The organism is Actinomycetospora sp. (genome assembly GCF_036497245.1).
Taxonomy (GTDB): domain Bacteria; phylum Actinomycetota; class Actinomycetes; order Mycobacteriales; family Pseudonocardiaceae; genus Actinomycetospora.
This window is the reverse complement of record NZ_DASXJS010000067.1, coordinates 16,142-33,708: the sequence shown is the minus strand read 5'-3', so window position 1 is coordinate 33,708 and position 17,567 is coordinate 16,142. Positions and strand designations below refer to the sequence as shown.

17 protein-coding genes are annotated in these 17,567 nt (G+C 75.8%); 4 read left to right on the top strand and 13 right to left on the bottom strand.

Annotation, left to right across the window (positions count from 1 at the left end; genetic code table 11):
- Positions 1–113: 113 nt before the first annotated feature.
- On the top strand, positions 114–1,433 hold the full coding sequence (locus VGI02_RS07540; RefSeq protein ID WP_331626675.1) for a hypothetical protein: 1,320 nt from the start codon (positions 114–116) through the stop codon (positions 1,431–1,433).
- A 51-nt stretch (positions 1,434–1,484) separates the two neighbouring features.
- Here VGI02_RS07540 and thiE read toward each other — a convergent pair whose 3' ends face one another.
- Positions 1,485–2,159 carry a thiamine phosphate synthase gene (gene thiE, locus VGI02_RS07535; protein ID WP_331626674.1) on the bottom strand — a complete coding sequence of 225 codons (675 nt, stop codon included), beginning with the start codon at positions 2,157–2,159 and terminating at the stop codon, positions 1,485–1,487.
- Positions 2,160–2,306: 147 nt separating this feature from the next.
- On the opposite strand from thiE, the gene thiO reads away from it, so the two are divergent.
- The 3 genes from thiO (at position 2,307) to VGI02_RS07520 (ending at position 4,476) form a co-directional block, all read left to right on the top strand.
- Positions 2,307–3,455: a glycine oxidase ThiO gene (gene thiO / locus VGI02_RS07530; RefSeq protein ID WP_331626673.1), complete on the top strand. Its 1,149-nt coding sequence runs from the start codon at positions 2,307–2,309 to the stop codon at positions 3,453–3,455.
- The gene (thiS, locus tag VGI02_RS07525; RefSeq protein ID WP_331626672.1) at positions 3,452–3,652 is read left to right on the top strand and encodes a sulfur carrier protein ThiS; all 201 of its coding nucleotides are present in this window, start codon (positions 3,452–3,454) and stop codon (positions 3,650–3,652) included. The genes thiO and thiS overlap by 4 nt, the downstream gene beginning before the upstream one ends.
- 68 nt (positions 3,653–3,720) lie before the next feature.
- A complete protein-coding gene (locus VGI02_RS07520; RefSeq protein ID WP_331626671.1) occupies positions 3,721–4,476 on the top strand; it encodes a thiazole synthase in 756 nt (251 codons plus the stop codon).
- Positions 4,477–4,569: 93 nt separating this feature from the next.
- On the opposite strand, the gene VGI02_RS07515 is transcribed toward VGI02_RS07520, so the two are convergent.
- From VGI02_RS07515 to VGI02_RS07460, 12 genes are all read right to left on the bottom strand, one after another.
- Entirely contained in the window at positions 4,570–5,325 is a 756-nt protein-coding gene (locus VGI02_RS07515) for an alpha/beta fold hydrolase (RefSeq protein ID WP_331626670.1), read from the bottom strand.
- Between the two features lie 2 nt (positions 5,326–5,327).
- Positions 5,328–5,774 carry an SRPBCC family protein gene (locus VGI02_RS07510; protein WP_331626669.1) on the bottom strand — a complete coding sequence of 149 codons (447 nt, stop codon included), beginning with the start codon at positions 5,772–5,774 and terminating at the stop codon, positions 5,328–5,330.
- A gap of 137 nt (positions 5,775–5,911) precedes the next feature.
- Positions 5,912–7,108: a cytochrome P450 gene (locus VGI02_RS07505; protein ID WP_414638214.1), complete on the bottom strand. Its 1,197-nt coding sequence runs from the start codon at positions 7,106–7,108 to the stop codon at positions 5,912–5,914.
- Between the two features lie 222 nt (positions 7,109–7,330).
- The gene (locus tag VGI02_RS07500) at positions 7,331–8,026 is read right to left on the bottom strand and encodes a hypothetical protein (RefSeq protein WP_331626668.1); all 696 of its coding nucleotides are present in this window, start codon (positions 8,024–8,026) and stop codon (positions 7,331–7,333) included.
- A 49-nt stretch (positions 8,027–8,075) separates the two neighbouring features.
- A complete protein-coding gene (gene thiD / locus VGI02_RS07495; protein ID WP_331626667.1) occupies positions 8,076–8,912 on the bottom strand; it encodes a bifunctional hydroxymethylpyrimidine kinase/phosphomethylpyrimidine kinase in 837 nt (278 codons plus the stop codon).
- A 113-nt stretch (positions 8,913–9,025) separates the two neighbouring features.
- Positions 9,026–9,892, bottom strand: a complete 867-nt coding sequence (gene thiD / locus VGI02_RS07490; protein WP_331626666.1) for a bifunctional hydroxymethylpyrimidine kinase/phosphomethylpyrimidine kinase — start codon at positions 9,890–9,892, stop codon at positions 9,026–9,028.
- Positions 9,889–11,514: a phosphomethylpyrimidine synthase ThiC gene (thiC, locus tag VGI02_RS07485; RefSeq protein ID WP_331626665.1), complete on the bottom strand. Its 1,626-nt coding sequence runs from the start codon at positions 11,512–11,514 to the stop codon at positions 9,889–9,891. The genes thiD (VGI02_RS07490) and thiC overlap by 4 nt, the downstream gene beginning before the upstream one ends.
- A gap of 188 nt (positions 11,515–11,702) precedes the next feature.
- Positions 11,703–12,641 (bottom strand): S1C family serine protease, encoded by a 939-nt coding sequence (locus VGI02_RS07480; RefSeq protein WP_331626664.1) that lies wholly within the window; start codon positions 12,639–12,641, stop codon positions 11,703–11,705.
- Between the two features lie 115 nt (positions 12,642–12,756).
- Positions 12,757–14,046 (bottom strand): lipase family protein, encoded by a 1,290-nt coding sequence (locus tag VGI02_RS07475; protein ID WP_331626663.1) that lies wholly within the window; start codon positions 14,044–14,046, stop codon positions 12,757–12,759.
- A 33-nt stretch (positions 14,047–14,079) separates the two neighbouring features.
- The gene (locus VGI02_RS07470; RefSeq protein ID WP_331626662.1) at positions 14,080–15,480 is read right to left on the bottom strand and encodes an MFS transporter; all 1,401 of its coding nucleotides are present in this window, start codon (positions 15,478–15,480) and stop codon (positions 14,080–14,082) included.
- Positions 15,481–15,578: 98 nt separating this feature from the next.
- The gene (locus tag VGI02_RS07465; RefSeq protein ID WP_331626661.1) at positions 15,579–16,607 is read right to left on the bottom strand and encodes an alpha/beta hydrolase; all 1,029 of its coding nucleotides are present in this window, start codon (positions 16,605–16,607) and stop codon (positions 15,579–15,581) included.
- A 121-nt stretch (positions 16,608–16,728) separates the two neighbouring features.
- A complete protein-coding gene (locus VGI02_RS07460) occupies positions 16,729–17,565 on the bottom strand; it encodes an SDR family NAD(P)-dependent oxidoreductase (protein ID WP_331626660.1) in 837 nt (278 codons plus the stop codon).
- Positions 17,566–17,567 lie beyond the last annotated feature (2 nt).

Below are 17,567 nucleotides of genomic sequence, written 5' to 3'. Positions count from 1 at the left end.
CACTGGCAGGCTGTCCGACGTCCTGGATGGTGGATCCTCGTGGAGCCGGCGTGCTGCCTGCTGCGCGACGTCCGGCCCGCACGACCCCGATGTGACGACGAGCCCTGGGAGTTATGGCACAGACCTCGACGAGGACGACAGGCGGTGGCGCGACTCCGCCGCCCGACGACTCGACGAAGAGCTCGTCGTCCTCCGGCCTCACCGTCCCGCAGATCGTCGCCAGCGCGCTGGCGGCGGCCACTGCGGCGATCCTGGGCTCTTTCCTCGGTGTCGTCGGCACCATCGGTGGCGCCGCCGTCGCCTCGATCATCTCCACGATCGGCGGCGCGCTCTACCAGCGCTCCCTGGAGAAGACCCGGGACGCGGTGAAGGACCGCCTGGTGGTGAACGCGGTCGCGGGGAACAAGGTCGCGAACGCCGTCGCCAAGGTCACCGGCGACCCGGGTGCTCCGACGCGCCAGGCCGGTGTCGTCGGACGCCCGGTCGGCCCGGGCGCACCCCCCGGGGCGCGGCCGCCGGGTCCGGTCGGCCCGCCGAACCGTCCCGTGGCGCCCGCCCTCCCGACCCACCGTCTCCCCGACGGCGGGCTCGCCCCCGGACGCCGCCAGGTCGGCACCCCGCAGCAGGCCGCGAACCCGCAGCCGGGCCTGACCCCGCAGCCGGGCGGTCCGCAGCAGCTCCGCGCAGGCGGGCGCACGGTCACCACGCGCCTCGACGCGTCGGGCCGCCCGCTGCCGCCGCCCGCGGACCCGACGCGCCGCATCCCCGACGCGCGCACTCCCGACGGCGGGCCGCCCCGCGGTCCCGACGGCAGGCCCCTGCCCCCGGGTGCTCCCGGGACGCCGCCGCGCGGCACCGGGCCCGCCGACCCGACGCGTCGCGTCCCGACGCCGGGTCTGCCCACGCCCCCTCCCGGCATGCCGGTGACACCCCCGGGCGAGGCGGTCACCGCCCTCCTCGGCGCGGGACCGGGCAACGACCCCACCCAGCTCTCCGACGCGGTCGAGGCGCCGCGCCGGAAGCTGAACTGGAAGCTGGGCTGGAAGACCTGGGCCGCCCTCGGAGGTGTCGCGGCGAGCGTCTTCGCCATCGCGATCCTCGCGAGCTTCGCGGTCGAGTCGGCGGCCGGGCACCCGCTCTCGGGCGGGGACTCGGGCACGTCGGTGGGCTCCGTCTTCGGGCAGTCGACCGGTACGGCGACGAGCAGCGAGACCCCGACCACCGGGAACACCGACAGCTCCGACTCGACGTCGTCGACCTCGGAGACCCGGGAGAGCGGGTCGAACCAGGAGAACGGCGGCCAGACCGGGTCGAACTCCTCGCAGTCGTCCGCGCCGAGCACCAGCCGGAGCCAGCAGCAGCAGGGCAACGGCGGGGTCCTCTCGACGCTGCTGCCGCGCTTCCAGGGTCAGACGGGCAGCTCGTCGCCCTAGGTGCGCTTCGCGCTTGTGAGCACTTTCCGGGGCTATAGCCCCGGAAAGTGCTCACAAGCCGAAGGCACCTACGAGCGACCGAGCCGCGGCCTCCGGGTCCTCGGCGTCGGTGATCGCGCGGACGACAACCACCCGCGTCGCCCCGGCGGCTACGACCTCCGGCAACCGCGCGTGGTCGATCCCCCCGATCGCGAACCAGGGCCGCTCCGGCGCCGCCGCGGCGGTGGCGCGCACGAGGTCGAGGCCCGGGGCCGGACGGCCCGGTTTCGTCGGGGTCGGCCAGCATGGGCCGGCGCAGAAGTAGTCCACGCCGGGCTCGACGGCGCCCGCGAGCGCCTGGTCGACGTCGTGGGTCGAGCGCCCGATCAGCACGTCGTCGCCGAGGATCCGGCGTGCGTACCCGACCGGCAGGTCGTCCTGGCCGAGGTGCAGGACGTCGGCTCCGGCGGCCAGGGCGATGTCCGCGCGGTCGTTGACGGCGAGCAGGGCGTCGTGGCGGTGGCAGGCGTCGGCGAGCACCTCGAGCGCTGCCAGCTCGTCTCGCGCCTCCATCCCCTTCTCGCGCAGTTGCAGCAGGTCCACCCCGCCGCGCAGGGCCGCGTCGGCGAACTCGGCGAGGTCGCCGCGCTCGCGGCGGGCGTCGGTGCAGACGTAGAGCCGGGCCCCTGCCAGCCGCTCGCGGCGGCGGGTGCCGATGTCCTCCGGGGCGTGCGTCGAGCTGGTCATCGCCGCCGACGCTAGCGCGTAGGGTGGCGGTCGAGCACCACCACGGGAGCCCGGAGGAGCCGGGCTGAGAGGGGACGGCGCGCAGCGCGCCAGGGTCCCGACCGTCGAACCTGATCCGGGTCATGCCGGCGCAGGGAGGGAAGCACCATGAGCGACCGCCTTGTGATTCTCGGCGCGGGCGTCGTCGGCACGACGGCGGCCTGGGTCGCCGCGCGCGACCGGCTCGCGGACGAGGTCGTGCTCGTCGACCCGGAACCGGCCTCGGGAGCGTCGTGGGTGGCGGGCGGCATGCTCGCGCCGATCACCGAGGCCTGGCCCGGCGAGCGCGCGCTGCTCGAGCTGGGCGCGGCGTCACTCGCGCGGTGGCCGGCGTTCGCGGACGCCGTCGAGCGGGCCTCCGGGCGGTCCGTGGGCCTGCGCCGGGAGGGCACGCTCGCGGTCGTCGTGGACGCCGCCGACCGGGAGGACCTCGACCGCATCGTCGAGCACCTGCGCGCCTGGGGCCGCGACGCCGAGCGCCTGACCGGCCGCGAGACCCGTCGTCGGGAACCGGCCCTGGGACCCGCCGTCCGGGCGGGCCTCGCCGTGCCGGACGACCTGGCCGTCGACAACCGGCTCCTGCTCGCCGCGCTGCGGACGGCGGCCGAGCGGGCGGGGGTCGTCGTGCGGACCGAGCCCGCCGCGCGGGTGGCCGAGTCCGGCGGAGCGGTCTCCGGCGTGGAACTGGCGTCGGGCGAGGTGCTCGCGGCCGGGCGGGTCGTCGTCGCGGCCGGGGCGTGGTCGGCGTCGCTGCACCCGGCGCTGTCCGGGCTGGTGCGGCCCGTGAAGGGCGAGATCCTGCGGGTGCGGGCCCGGCCCGGCTCGCTGCCGCCGCCGACGCGGACCGTGCGGGCCGCCGTGGCCGGGCGCGCGGTGTACGCGGTGCCGCGCGACGGCGGGCGGCTGGTGCTGGGCGCGACCCAGTACGAGGTCGGGTTCGACGGCGACGTCACCGTCGGCGGGGTCCGCGACCTGCTCGCCGACACCGAGCGCGTGCTCCCGGGGATCGCGGACTACGCGCTCGAGGAGAGCTCGGCGTCCTTCCGGCCCGGCACCGAGGACAACCTGCCCGTGCTCGGTCCCGTCCCGGGCGCGCCGGAGGGCCTGTTCGCGTGCTTCGGGCACGGCCGCAACGGCATCCTGCTCACCGCCCTGACCGCCGACGTCGTCGGGGAACTGCTCGCCGGTCGTCCGGCTCCGGACGAGTCGCTCGCGGCGTCGGCGTCACGGCTCGCGCCCCTGGAGGTGTCCTCATGAACGTCCTCGTCAACGGCGTCGTCACGCCGGTCCCCCCGGACGCGACGCTCGCCGACGTCCTCGCCGCGCACGGCGTGCCCGAGCGCGGGGTGGCGGTCGCGGTGTCGGGGGAGGTCGTCCCGCGCGCGTCGTGGGCGTCGACCCCGCTGCGCGAGGGCGCCGTCGTCGAGGTGCTCACCGCGGTGCAGGGAGGTTGAGTCACGTGGCAGGGGCGAGCGCAGCGACGGGGGTCGGTGCAGGGGCGAGCGCAGCGACGAGGATCGGGGTGGATCCCCTGGTGATCGGCGGCCGGGAGATCGGATCCCGGTTGATCATGGGGACCGGGGGCGCGGCCAACCTGGCGGTGCTGGAGCGGGCGCTCGTCGCGTCCGGGACGGCGCTGACGACGGTGGCCATGCGCCGCCTCGACGCCGGCGGCGGGCCGGGGGTCCTCGCGCTCCTGGAGCGGCTCGGGATCGAGGCGCTGCCCAACACCGCGGGGTGCCGGACGGCGGCCGAGGCGGTGCTCACCGCGCGGATGGCGCGCGAGGCGCTGGGGACCGACCTGGTCAAGCTCGAGGTCGTCGCCGACGACCGCACGCTCCTGCCCGACCCCATCGAGCTCCTGGACGCCGCCGAGCAGCTCGTCGACGACGGGTTCACGGTGCTGCCCTACACCAACGACGATCCGGTGCTGGCCTCGAAGCTCGCCGACGCCGGGTGCGCCGCGGTGATGCCGCTAGGCTCGCCCATCGGGACCGGGCTCGGCATCCGGAACCCCCACAACATCGAGATGATCGTGGCCTCGGTGAGCGTGCCGGTGGTGCTCGACGCCGGGATCGGGACCGCGTCCGAGGCGGCGCAGGCGATGGAACTGGGCTGCGACGCGGTGCTCCTGGCGACGGCGGTGACGCGGGCGTCGGACCCGGAGGCGATGGCGTCGGCGATGCGGCTCGCGGTCCAGGCCGGCCGGCTGGCCGGTGGGGCGGGGCGCATCCCGCGCCGGTACTGGGCGCAGGCGTCGTCGCCGACGGTGGAGTAGGTCGCCGCCGGGTTCGTCAGCGATGCCCTATCGGCGTGCTGAACTGAATGCTGACGCGAGACGTCAGTAGCTCCGCATCCTCGACCGGCTGACTCAGCGGGCGAGGAAGTCCTCCAGGATCGGCAGCACGACGTCGGCGCGGTGCATGAGGCCGTTGTGCGTGGCGTCCGGGACGACGGCGAGGCGCGCGCCCGGGATCCGGTCGAGCTCGAGGGCCGCGTGCTCGATCGTCACGAAGTCGTGGTCGCCGACGAGGATCAGCGTGCGTGCCGTGACCCGCGCCAGCTCGTCGTCGGACCAGCCGGTGAACCCCTGGATCGTCGGCTGCATCTTGGCCATGAACACGTCCAGGCCCGCGCCGCCCGCCGGCGCGAGTCGCTCGTGCTCGCTCTTCATGGCCGCGAAGTCGTCGGCGGTCGGCATCCGGGTCGAGGTCGCCCAGCGCGAGGGGTCGGTGATCTCGACGTGGTACCCGTCGGGGCGGACGTGGCCGGAGGCGAACACGAAGCGCTCGAACCGGTCGGGGTACCGGATCGCCGCATCCATCAGCGCCAGCCCGCCGAGGCTGAAGCCCAACGCGTCGACGCGGTCCAGCCCGAGGTGGTCGAGGAGCCCGACGACGTCGTCGGCGAGGTTCTCGAGCGTCGGCGCCCGGTCGACGTCGGCGGTCCGCCCGTGGCCCTGCTGCTCCATCGCGACGACCGGCCTGCCGGACGCGAGGGCGGGGAGGACGTCGTCGTAGTTCAGGTCGATCGTGAGGTGACCGCCCGGGACGAGCAGCAGGGGGACCCCTCCGGAACCGTGCTCCTCGTAGTAGAGGGACAGGCCGTTCACGGGTGCGTACGGCATCGTCAGGACCCTCCCCGGTCTTCGACGTGGGCCTTCAGGCGCGGCAGCGTCGCCTCGATCGCGCGGGTGTTCGTCGCCGGGTAGCGCAGCAGCTCGAGGAGCTTCGGGGCGCGGGCGGTCGACCAGTCGAAGGTCTCGGTGACCTTCGTCGAGCCCTCGCCCGCCGGCTCCAGCTCGTAGCGCCAGCGGTGGTGGCCGACGTGGCGCCACGCGATGCAGTGGTCCTCGTCGAACTCGACGACCTCGTTGTTGATGACGTACGGCACCCCGAGACGCATCGACATGCCGAACCGCGCGCCGAGTGCGAGCCGGTCGGGGCCCTTGATCGCGGACCGGACCGTGCCGGACCCGTCGAACCGGCCGTGCTCGCGCGGGTCGGCGAGGACGCCGAACACGGTGGCGGGCGGGGCTTCGACGACGATGTCGCGGCTGACCTGGCGGGCGCTCACGGGCGCGCATCCTAGCGAGGCCGGCCGGGGGCGAGACCGTGGAGATCGAGGATGTGGAGTGACTGACGTCGAGCTTGTCAGCATTCGGTTCAGCACGCCGATAGGGCATCGCTGGCACCGGCACCGGCACCGACCGGTCAGCGCAGCGTCACCGGCAGCGCGTCGACCCCGTAGACGATCGACGTCGTCCGCAGCGGCAGCGTCCGCTCGTCGGCGGCCATCGCGATCCCCGGGAACCGCCGCAGGAGCGCCGGGTAGGCCGTGCGGAGCTCCATCCGGGCCAGCTCCGCCCCGATGCAGCGGTGGATCCCGTGGCCGAACGCGAGATGCGGGGACGGCGGGCGGCGCGGGTCGAAGACCTCGGGGTTCGGGGTCAGCCGCGGGTCCCGGTCGGCGGCCGAGAGCGAGACGAGGATGCCGTCGCCCTCGGCGATGTCGACGCCCCCGACCGTCATGTCCTCGGTCGCGAACCGCGGGAACGCGATCTGCACCACGGTGAGGTAGCGCAGGAGCTCCTCGACGAAGCCGTGCACCGAGCCGGGCTCGTCGCGCACCATCGAGGCCACCGACGGGTCCCGCAGCAGGATCACCGACCCGAGCGCCAGCATCGACGCGGAGGTCTCCAGCCCGCCGGTGAGCAGGCCGTCGGCGAGCTCGGCGAGCTCGTCGGTGTCCAGTTCGTCGCCGTGCTCGCGGATGAGCATCCCGAGCAGGCCGTCTCCCGGTGCGGCCCGCTGCCGCTCGACGACGCCGCGCAGGTAGACGAGCGACTCGGAGATCTTGTCGAACGCCGCGGTCGCGCCGGCCAACAGGTCGAACCGGGCGGTCGACAGGGCCTGGAACTCGTCCCGCTCGTCGTAGGGGATGCCCAGGAGCTCGCAGATCGTCAGCGAGGGGATCGGCGTCGCGAAGTCGCGGACGAGATCGACCTCACCGCCCTCGTCGGCGATGGCCGCCATCGCGTCGAGCCGCCCCGACACGATCTCGGAGATGCGCGGCCCGAGCCGGGCGAGCCGTCGCCCGGTGAACTCGGGGGTCAGCAGCCGACGCAGCCGGGTGTGCTCCGGCGGGTCCGTGAAGCCGAGCCCGCCGGGGTTCTGACCCGACGCGATCCCGGCGCGCCCGATGAGGTGGGTGAAGTCGGTGGAGAGGCCGTGGGTGCGGCCCAGGATCTCGCGGGCCTCCTCGTGGCCGGTCACCAGCCACGCCTGCACCCCGAAAGGCAGGGGGAAGTCGGTGACCGGGTTGTCCTCGCGGGCCTCGCGCAGGGCGGGCACCGGGTCGAGGCCGTCGCGGCGCAGCGGCATGAGGGCGTAGTCGGGGATGAGGCTCATCGGGTCGAGCCCGCGCCTGCTGCGCCAGGAGAGGTACTGACGGGCGACGAAGCCGGTGACCCGTGTGCGCACGGCCGTCACCCCGCGCGCGAGGGCGTCGCGCGTCGTCCTGCCGGAGCCCACGGTGACCACGACCCCACCCTCCCGTATCGCCCGAGCTGCCCTTCCGGACGGGTGCAGGGTAGGACGTACCAGTAGCGCCCGGGTGTGACGGGCCCCGTGTCACCCGTCTCCCAACGCGTCCGGACGGGTGACGGGTGCGGTGCCGGTCGTCACCGACATCGGGCCCCGCAGGCCCATTCTCCGCAGCTCCACGTCTGCCAACCGGAGGAGCACTCTGGGCTCACCCCGGCGCCATGCGCTAGCCGGGTCCCCACCCGGTCCCGCGGCGCGGCGCACCGGTCCGGGCGCCCCGCCGACGAGGGCGCGCAGCGCGAGCAGGTCCACGTCGAGGTCCCGGGCGGTCAGCGCGTGCCGCGCCCGCAGCACCCAGCGCAGGCGCAGCGCGAGCCACGTCACGACGACGGGCACGACGGCGACCACGACGACCAGCCACGCGAGTCCCGTCGCGATCGCCGCGACCGCCTCGACCTGGGCCCGCCCGGCGTCCGCGAGGGCGGTGCCCGCGTCGGTGCCGGGGGTGAACGCGCCGGAGAGCCGGTCACCGACCAGCGGCACCCCGCCCGCGGCCTGTGCGGCCCCGTCGAACGCCCCGCGGACCTGGTCGCCCGCGCTGGTGAGCCCGCGCCCGGGGGCCTGCAGGGCGAGCACCGTGTCGTGCAGGGCGATCGCGGCCGTGGCCACGAGCACGACCCACACCACGACGGCGAGGTCGGTGAGGATCTGCAGCATCCGCCGGCGCGGCCGCTCGGCGTAGAGGAGCAGGCGGGGGCCGCGCGGGGCGAGGGTCGAGGTCACGCCCAGATGTGTGCCCGACCTCTCACCCCGGCACACCGGAGGTGGCCGCTCACGAGGTCTCGGCCCACCTGGTGACCGCCCAGAACGGGGAGACCGGGCCCGTGCCCGCGCCGAGGGGGTAGGAGGCGGCGACCGCGCGGCGGATGTAGCGCTCCGCGAACGCCACCGCGTCGGGCATCGCGAGACCACGGGCGAGGCCGGCGCAGACGGCGCTGGCCAGGGCGTCTCCCGCCCCGTGCACGTTCGGGGTGTCGATGCGCGGCCCGGAGAACTCCCACGTCCGCTCGCCGTCGGAGAGCAGGTCGGTGACCTCGGGCGAGCCGTGCAGGTGGCCGCCCTTGACCAGCGCCCAGCGCGCGCCGAGGTCGTGGAGGGCGTCGGCGGCCTTCCCGGCGGACTCGCGGTCGCGCACGGTGATCCCGCAGAGCAGTCGGACCTCGTCGAGGTTCGGGGTCACCAGCGCGGCCCGCGGGAAGAGCCGCGTGCGGATGGCCTCCATGGCGTCGTCGTCGAGGAGCGGTTCGCCGTACATCGACGCCGCGACCGGGTCCACGAGGAACGGCACCCGGTGGTCGCCCCGCCCGATCCCGACCTCGTCGACGACGTCCGCGACGGCTTCGATGATCTCCGCGGTCGCCAGCATCCCGGTCTTCGCCGCGCCGACACCGATGTCGCCCACCACGGTGCGGACCTGCGCCGCGACGACGTCCGGGGGCACCAGGTGCACCCCCGAGACGCCGAGCGAGTTCTGCACGGTCACCGCGGTGACCGCTACGCACCCGTGGACGCCGCACGCCGTCATCGCCCGGAGGTCGGCCTCGAGTCCGGCGGCGCCGCCGGAGTCGGAGCCGGCGATCGTCAGCGCGCGCGGAGGGGTCTCGGCCACGGTCGGGAGGATGTCACGACCGCGGATGCGGCCCGCCGGCCGACGAGCGGATGGCGCCGTCCGCTCGTCAGATGACAGCAATGGGCCATTGCTGTCACCGACCGGAGGACCGCTCACATCGGCATCGCCCTGACCGGACCGTGGCCCGCGCCCAGCGGGTAGGAGTGCTCGACGGCGAGGGTGATGAACTCCTTGCCGAGCGCCACGGCGTCCACCAGGGACATCCCCCGCGCCAGCCCGGCCGTGATCGCCGAGGCCAGCGAGTCGCCGCCGCCGTGGGTGTGCGGGCGGTCCAGGCGCGGCGAGCGGAACTCGTGCACCTCGCCGCCGACCGACAGCAGGTCCACGCACTCCGGCTGTGGCCGCCCCGTCGTCGCCTCCAGGTGCCCGCCCTTGACGAGCACGGCGGCGGCGCCGAGGTCGTGCAGCGCGGCGGCCGCGTCCCGGGCCGAGGCCAGGTCCACCACCTTGACGTCGACCAGCAGCGCGATCTCGTCGAGGTTCGGGGTCACCAGCGTCGCCCGCGGGAGCAGCTCGGTGCGCACGGCGTCGAGCGCGTCGCCGGCCAGCAGCGGGCTGCCGGACATGGACGCCGCGACGGGGTCGACGACGAACGGCACGCCCTCGCCCACCGAGGCGCGGCGGCCGATCCCGACGGCGTCGCACGCCCCGACCACCGCCTCGATGATCTGCCGCGTCGCGAGCATCCCGGTCTTCGCGGCGTCGACGCCCATGTCGCCGGCGACGGTGCGGATCTGGGCGGCGACGACGTCGGGCGGGACCTCGTGGACGTCGGTCACCCCGAGCGAGTTCTGCACCGTCACCGCGGTGACCGCGACCGCCCCGTGCACGCCACAGGCGGCGAACGCGCGGACGTCCGCGGTCATCCCCGCCCCGCCCCCGGAGTCGGTGCCGGCGATCGACAGCGCGACGGGCGGCGCGATACCGGCCGCGCCGGTCGTCGTCGGGACCTCGCTCACGAGCCCGCCACCGGCAGGTAGATGCGTGAGCCCTGGTCGGTGAACTCCGACGCCTTCTCCGCCATCCCGGCGTCGATCGCCTCGGCGCTCGTGAGCCCGTGCTCCTCGGCGTAGGCGCGGACGTCGTGGCTGATGCGCATCGAGCAGAACTTCGGCCCGCACATCGAGCAGAAGTGGGCGGTCTTCGCGGGCTCGGCGGGCAGCGTCTCGTCGTGGAAGGACCGGGCGGTGTCCGGGTCGAGGGCGAGTCGGAACTGGTCGTGCCAGCGGAACTCGAACCGTGCTGTCGACAGGGCATCGTCCCGGGCCTGCGCGTTCGGGTGGCCCTTCGCGAGGTCGGCGGCGTGCGCGGCGATCTTGTAGGTGATCACGCCGGTCTTCACGTCGTCGCGGTTCGGCAGCCCGAGGTGCTCCTTGGGCGTGACGTAGCAGAGCATCGCGGTGCCGGCCTGCGCGATCTGCGCCGCGCCGATCGCCGAGGTGATGTGGTCGTAGCCCGGCGCGATGTCGGTGGCGAGCGGCCCGAGCGTGTAGAACGGCGCCTCGCCGCAGAGCTCCTCCTCGAGCCGCACGTTCTCGGCGATCTTGTGCATCGGCACGTGGCCCGGCCCCTCGATCATCACCTGCACGCCGCGGTCGCGCGCGATGTGCGTCAGCTCCCCGAGCGTCCGGAGCTCGCTGAACTGGGCCTCGTCGTTCGCGTCGGCGATCGACCCCGGGCGTAGCCCGTCGCCGAGCGAGAACGTGACGTCGTAGCGGCGCAGGATGTCGCAGAGCTCGGAGAAGTGCTCGTAGAGGAACGACTCCCGGTGGTGGGCCAGGCACCACGCCGCCATGATCGATCCGCCGCGGCTGACGATGCCGGTGACCCGCTGCGCGGCGAGCGGGACGTAGCGCAGCAGCACGCCGGCGTGGACGGTCATGTAGTCGACGCCCTGCTCGCACTGTTCGACGACGGTGTCGCGGTAGAGCTCCCAGGTGAGCTGCGTCGGGTCGCCGTCCACCTTCTCCAGCGCCTGGTAGATCGGGACGGTGCCGATCGGGACCGGCGAGTTGCGCAGGATCCCCTCACGGGTGGCGTGGATGTCCGCGCCGGTCGAGAGGTCCATGACGGTGTCCGCGCCCCAGCGGGTCGCCCACACCATCTTCTCGACCTCCGCCGCGAGCCCGCTGGTGACCGCGGAGTTGCCGATATTCGCGTTGATCTTCACCGCGAAGGCCTTGCCGATGATCATCGGCTCCGACTCCGGGTGCCGGTGGTTCGCGGGGATCACGGCCCGCCCGGCGGCGACCTCGCGGCGCACGAGCTCGGGATCGACGCCCTCCCGGATCGCGACGTAGCGCATCTCGGGGGTGGTCCCGCCGTCGCGGGCGCGTTCGAGCTGGGTCCGCGCGGTGTCGAGGTCGGTGCCGATCCACGGTTCCCGACGACGGGGCAGGCCCGCCTCGACGTCGACCGTCACCTCGTCGTCGGTGTACGGCCCGGAGGTGTCGTAGACGTCGAGATGGGTGCCGTCGGTCAGCTCGATCCGGCGTGCGGCGACGTCGACCCCGTCGGGGCCGGGCAGGTGGATCCGGTGGGACCCGTCGATCGGGCCGGTGGTGATGGTGGGCGCACTCATGCTGCGCGATGCCTCCCTACGCCGGCATTACCCGGTCAGGTTCGTGCGGTCGGCGGCACCGGAACACTCGGGTTCCAGCCGCCCTCTCAGCCCGCTCCTGGCGCGAGCTCCCGCGGTGTGCAGTTGTCCGTTCGGCGTCCGACCGTGCCATCCCGGGTCCGGGCGCGGCAAGGTGGCCTCCGCCGCACCTACCCCAGCTCGGTCGGCGTCGCGAGCACGTCGACCATGGCCTGACCCCGCAGCACCGTCACCGGCAGCGTGCGCCCGATCGACCCCGCGAAGAGGCGCCGCTGCAGGCCCTGGGCGTCGGTCACCGGCTCGCGGTCGGCGGACACCACCAGGTCCCCGGGGCGCAGGCCCGCCCGGGCGGCGGGGCTCCCGGCGACGACGTCGGCCACGCGCAGGCCCCGGGCGCGCCCCAGTCGCGCCGCCACGTCCACCGGCAGCGGGGCGGGGGAGCCGACGACGCCGAGGTAGCCGCGCCGCACCCGGCCCTCCCGGCGCAACGCGTCGAGGATGTCGCGGGTGGTCGTCGTGATCGGGACCGCGAGGCCGAGGCCGACACCCGCGACGGCGGTGTTGATGCCGACGACGCTCCCGGACGCGTCGGCGAGCGCGCCGCCCGAGTTGCCGGGGTTGAGCGCGGCGTCGGTCTGGATCACGTCCTCGACGACGCGGCTCGCGGAGCCATCGCGGGTGGGCAGCGACCGGCCGAGGCCGCTGACGACGCCCGCGGTGACGCTGCCGGCGAGGCCGAACGGGTTGCCGACGGCCACCACGAGCTGGCCCACCCGCAGGCCCGCGGCGTCGCCGAGGGCGACCGGGGGCGGGGTGTCCGCGTCGGGGTGCGCGGCGAGGACCGCGAGGTCGGAGAGCGGGTCGGCGCCGAGCACGCGGACGTCGGCGTGGGTGCCGTCGGCGAAGGTGGCGCGCCCGGTACGCGTGCGGGCGACGACGTGCGCGTTGGTCACCAGGACGGTGCCGTCGCCCGCGGGGTCCTCCACGACGACCGCGGAGCCCGCGCCGCGCGGGTTCTCCGGGTCGCCCACGGCGAGGGCGGCCACGGCGGGGCCGACCGTCTCCGCGACGGCGACCACGGTGCGGGAGTAGGCGTCGAGCTCGTCCACACCCTCGTGCTTACACCGTTGCAGGCGTTGCGCGAGATCATGTGCGCTGAGGGCGAACCCGTGACGGGGGGCCGGCCGAGGCGGACGTGCGCAGGGCTGACACCCCAGGGCACCGCTACGGATTGCACGACCCCGCGAGCGCGCGGCCGGCGAAGGCGTCGGCGAGCCAGCTGATCGCGATGGCCCCGCCCCGGACGGCCCCCGCGGTGTGCCCGCCGGGCTCGGTGTCGAGGCGGGTGTCCGCCCCACGTGCGCACCAGCTCCGGTGCAGCGCCGCGGCCTGGGCGAACGGCACCAGCTCGTCGGCGCCGGCGTGGAACTGCAGCATCGGCACCCGCGGGGGCGGCGCCGAGGCGAGGTTCGTCGCCGCGAGGGCGGCGGCCACCGCGGGCCTGCGCGCCACGTCGGCGAACGAGCGGTGGCCGGTCGTCACGTCGGCCACCCGGACCCCGCCCACCGCGTTGAAGTCGGGATCCCCCAGACAGGCCTGTTCGAGGCGTGCCGCCCCGGCCTTCCCGGCGTCGTCGAGCAGCCCGAGCAGCCCGATGCCCGGGTAGGCGTGGTCGAGCCCGATGAGCGCGCTGAACAGCAGGCCCGCACCCGGAGCACCGTCGAGCGCGCGTCCGACCGCCGCCAGATCCGCCGGGATCCCGCCCGCGGTCGCGGCGACCAGGTGCATCTCGGGCGCGTACCGCGGCTGGGCGGACGCGGCCCAGGCCGCGGCGGCGCCGCCCTGCGAGTAGCCCGCCACCGCCCACGGCGTCGACGGCGCGATCCCGGTGCCGGGCACCGCGCGGGCGGCCCGGGTGACGTCGAGCAGCGCGTGCGCCATCGCGGGGCCCGCGACATAGGACGGCTGTCCGCCCTCGGTGTAGCCGTCGTAGTCGGTGACCGCGACGCCCCACCCGCGCGCGAGCAGCGCCGACACGGACAGGGCCTCGGCCTCGGTGCCGTCGACGAGCCGCCGGGAGGGGGCGCAGCGCTCACCGAGCCCCTGGCTGCCCGGGGCGTACGCGACCCACGGACGGGGCCCGGGCCCGGTCCACGGCGTCGAGGGCACGATCACGGTGCCGGTGACGGCCTCGTCGGCCCCGGTCGCGCTGCGGGAGTGGTGCAGCACCAGGGTCGTCGTCGCGGCCCCCAGGAGCCGGGCCGTGACCGGTTCGGTCCGGACGAGGTCTCCGGGCCCGCCGGGCGGGAGCGGATCCGGGTCGGCGTGCACGTCACCGGTCGGGACCGGGCCCGGCGTGGTCGCGGGCTCCGACGACGATCCGGCCGAGGACCCCGTGGCCGACGAGGGCGTCGCCGGCGGGTCGGTGGTCCCCGGCGCCCCGCATCCGCCGAGGAACAGCGCGGCGACGGCGAGGAGCGCGGCGGCGAGCAGGACGGGCCTCGGGCGGGACACGTGCCATCCTCCCCCGGGACCGGGTCCGGACGCTCAGCGGCGGTGGCGCCCGCCGGCCGGGCGCAGCCCCGGGGCCCCGCCGAGTCGCCACGTCGCGACGAGGGCGACCGCCAGGGCCACGGCGGTCAGGGCGACGGCGCGGGCGACGCCGTCCGCGAGGGCGGGGGTCGCGAACGTCACCGCGCCCAGCACCGCGACGCCGAAGGCCGCCCCGATCTGCTGGGCCGTCGTCATCGCGCCGGACCCGGCGCCGACGTCGTCGCCCGCGAGGTCGGCCAGCACGATCGAGCCGAGCTGGGCCGAGGCGAGCCCGAGCCCGACCCCGTAGAGCGCGAGCAGGGCGGCGCCGAGCCCGAACGGGGCGGCGCCGGTCGCCACCACCAGGGCGAGCCCGGTCGCGGCGGCGCCCTCGCAGGCCAGTCCGGCGCGGACCGTCGCCCGCGGGCCCACCCGGCGGACCAGCACCGAGGTCACCAGCCCGCCGGCCAGCGCCGCGACGGCCGGGAACACGAGCAGGACGGCAGCCTGGGCCGCGGTCCAGCCCAGCACGTCCTGCCACCAGAAGGGCAGCACGAACATCAGGCCGAACTCGCCGAAGTGGATCACCGCGGCGGCCGCCGTCCCGGCCCGGAAGGACCGGACCCGCAGCAGCCGGGGCGCGAGCAGGGGAACCTCGCCCTGCGCGCACAGCCGGCGCTGGCGCCGGACGAACCCCACGGCGCAGAGCACCGACAGCGCCGCCAGCGCGGGCACCGGGGAGATCGGCCAGCCCGGCGCCGCGGCGGGGCCGGGGACCCACCAGCCCCATCCCGGGCCCTGCACCAGGGCGAGCACGCCCGCGCCGACGCCGACCGCGGACAGCAGGGCGCCCACCGGGTCGACCGATCCGGTGGGCTCGCGGCTCTCGGGCAGGGCGGTCCGGGCCGCGACGGCGATCGCCACACCGACGGGCACGAAGGCCGCGAACACCGCCCGCCAGCCGAGAGTGGTGGTCAGCCAGCCGCCGAGCAGGGCGCCCAGGCCGGCGGTCGCGGCGATCGTCGAGCCCCACAGTGCGAAGGCCGTGCCGCGCGCCGGCCCGCGGAACGTCGCGCCGAGCACCGAGAGCGTGGCCGGGAAGACGAGGGCCGCTCCCGCACCCTGGAGCGCCCGGGCGACGAGGAGCACGGCGGGCCCGGGCGCCGCGGCGGCCAGCGCGCCCCCGGCGGCCAGGATCAGTGCCCCGGCCGCGAGGCAGCGGCGCCGCCCGAACCGGTCGCCGAGGCGGCCCGCGGACAGCAGCAGCGACGCGAAGACAACGGTGTAGGCCTCGACGACCCCCTGCGCGCCCCCGCCGCCGATCCCGAGATCCGCGACGAGGGCGGGTGCCGCGAGGTTGACCACCGTGGCGTCGACGACGACCAGGCCCGCGCCCGCGCTCGCCGTCGCGATCACGGCGGCGGCGCGCAGCCCGGTGGGGTCGTCGCCGGGGTCGCCCGGCCGCAGCGCGGCGAACTGGACCGTCGGCGCCCCGGCGAGCGCCGCGGACGACGTCAGGCGGGGATCCCCAGCGCGGCCGCGATCGTCGGCCAGGCCTTCTTGTACTCGGCGTTCCAGAGCGGCCAGTTGTGGACGCCGGTGGCCGGGAAGTCGGCGGTGACCGGCACCCCCGACGCGGCGGCCTTCTGCGCGAAGAGCACCGACGTCGCGAAGGCGGCGGACTCGATCGTGCTGCCCTGGGAGGCCCCGGCGAGCGCCGCGGCCGGGTTCTGCAGGATCTGGCCCACGGCGGGGTCACCCGCGCCGGTCAGGGAGGGCACACCGCTCGAGGCGGAGACGAAGAGCGCGGTGCCGCGGAGGTTCTGCACCTGGGTCGCCGGGTCCTGCGCCGCCCACACGGCGGACTGGGCGACCGGGTCGCCCCACGGGGCCTTCGGGTCGACGCCCGCGTCCATCATCGACTTCTCGTAGAGCGTGGAGATGCCCGGCGCGGAGGAGAACGGGATACCGGAGAACGAGGCCGCGGCGGCCCACTGGCCCGGCTGGTGGGCGGCGTACTTCAGCGCGGCGTGCCCGCCGAGCGAGAGGCCCATGACGGCCTGGCGGGCGCTGCCCTTGAACTGCGAGCGGATCAGCGCGGGCAGCTCGACGGTGTTGAAGGTCTCCCAGCGCGGCCCCCCGGCGAGCCAGTCGCTGAACATGCCGCCCTTGCTGGTCGGAGGCAGGACCACCAGGGCGTCGTGCACCGCGGCGAAGGCCGGCAGATCGGTGAGCTTCGTCCAGGCCTTGTCGTCCATCTCGTCCATGCCGGACAGCGTGTACAGCGTGGGGAAGCTGGCACCGTTCGCGTAGCCGCGGGGCAGGAGCAGCGTCACCGGCAGCGTGGCGTTCATCGACGGGGAGAAGACCTGCAGGTCGATCTCCGAGGCGCCGCGCTGGACCGCGGAAACCACCCGGGCTCCCGGGGCGGGCGCGGCGGCCGCCGTGCCGCCGAGGCAGGCGACCAGCGCGGCGGTGACCGCGAGAACGAGGGCGGCAGCGCGACCGGAGCCCCTGTGCAGGCCGCTGGGGCGTCGGAACACGTGCGCTCCTGGAGGTTCTCTGGTCGTATCCGGCGGATGCCGGACCCGTGTCGTCGGGATCAACGACGCCGATCGCGCAACGTGACGGTGCGCGGCGGTCGGGTCACGTCCCGTGATCGGCTCAGTGCCGGGCGGCGAGCAGGCGGTCCCGCACGCGGCCCGGGAGCGTCGCGAGGGCGGCGGCGAGGTGGGCGTCGCGGCCGACGAGCCGCCGCGCCCGGGGCCGCGGAGCCTCGACCTCCCGCACGATCACCTGCGCCACCCGCTGCGGCGGGGCGCCGCCCTCGGCGTTGCGCGCCCCCTCGGCCGCGAGCTGGTCCCACAGGGCGCCGTAGTCGCGCTGCACGTCCGGACCGAGACGGTCGCGGAGATCGGCGGTGGCGGCCAGCGCCCGGTGCCAGATGGGGCTCGCGGTCACCCCCGGTTCGACGAGGACCACGGGCACCCCGCGCGGCGCGAGCTCGGCGCGCAGGACCTGGGTCGCCGTGGCGAGGGCGGCCTTCGACGCGGCATAGGCCCCGAGCATCGGGCCCGCGAGCCTGCCCGCGAGCGAACCCACGACCACCACCCGCCCGCCGTCGCGGCGCAGCGCGGGGAGCGCGGCCTGCACGAGGGCGACCTGGCCGACCACGTTGACCTCGAGCACACGGCGGAGGTCGTCGACGGGGAGGTGGGCCAGCGGCGCCGCCACCGCGATGCCGGCGTTCGCGACGACGGCGTGCAGCGGGCCCGCCGCGGCGACGTCGCGCACCACCTCGGCCATGCCCTCGGTGTCGGTGACGTCGAAGCGCACGACCTGCAGGCGGGCGCCGTCGTGCCTGCGCTCCAGGACGGCGGCGTCCGCGGGGTCGCGCACCGACGCGGTGACGGCGTGGCCGCGCGCGAGGAGGGCGTCGACGGTCGCGGCGCCGATGCCCGAGGACGCCCCGGCGACGAGGACGTGACGGGGCGTGCTCACCG

Excerpts from the sequence above, each read along its gene's own strand:
- VGI02_RS07540 (WP_331626675.1), top strand. The coding sequence starts at position 114 with ATGGCACAGACCTCGACGAGGACGACAGGCGGTGGCGCGACTCCGCCG.
- thiE (WP_331626674.1), bottom strand. The coding sequence starts at position 2,159 with ATGACCAGCTCGACGCACGCCCCGGAGGACATCGGCACCCGCCGCCGC.
- thiO (WP_331626673.1), top strand. The coding sequence starts at position 2,307 with ATGAGCGACCGCCTTGTGATTCTCGGCGCGGGCGTCGTCGGCACGACG.
- thiS (WP_331626672.1), top strand. The coding sequence starts at position 3,452 with ATGAACGTCCTCGTCAACGGCGTCGTCACGCCGGTCCCCCCGGACGCG.
- VGI02_RS07515 (WP_331626670.1), bottom strand. The coding sequence starts at position 5,325 with ATGCCGTACGCACCCGTGAACGGCCTGTCCCTCTACTACGAGGAGCAC.
- VGI02_RS07505 (WP_414638214.1), bottom strand. The coding sequence starts at position 7,108 with ATGAGCCTCATCCCCGACTACGCCCTCATGCCGCTGCGCCGCGACGGC.
- thiC (WP_331626665.1), bottom strand. The coding sequence starts at position 11,514 with ATGAGTGCGCCCACCATCACCACCGGCCCGATCGACGGGTCCCACCGG.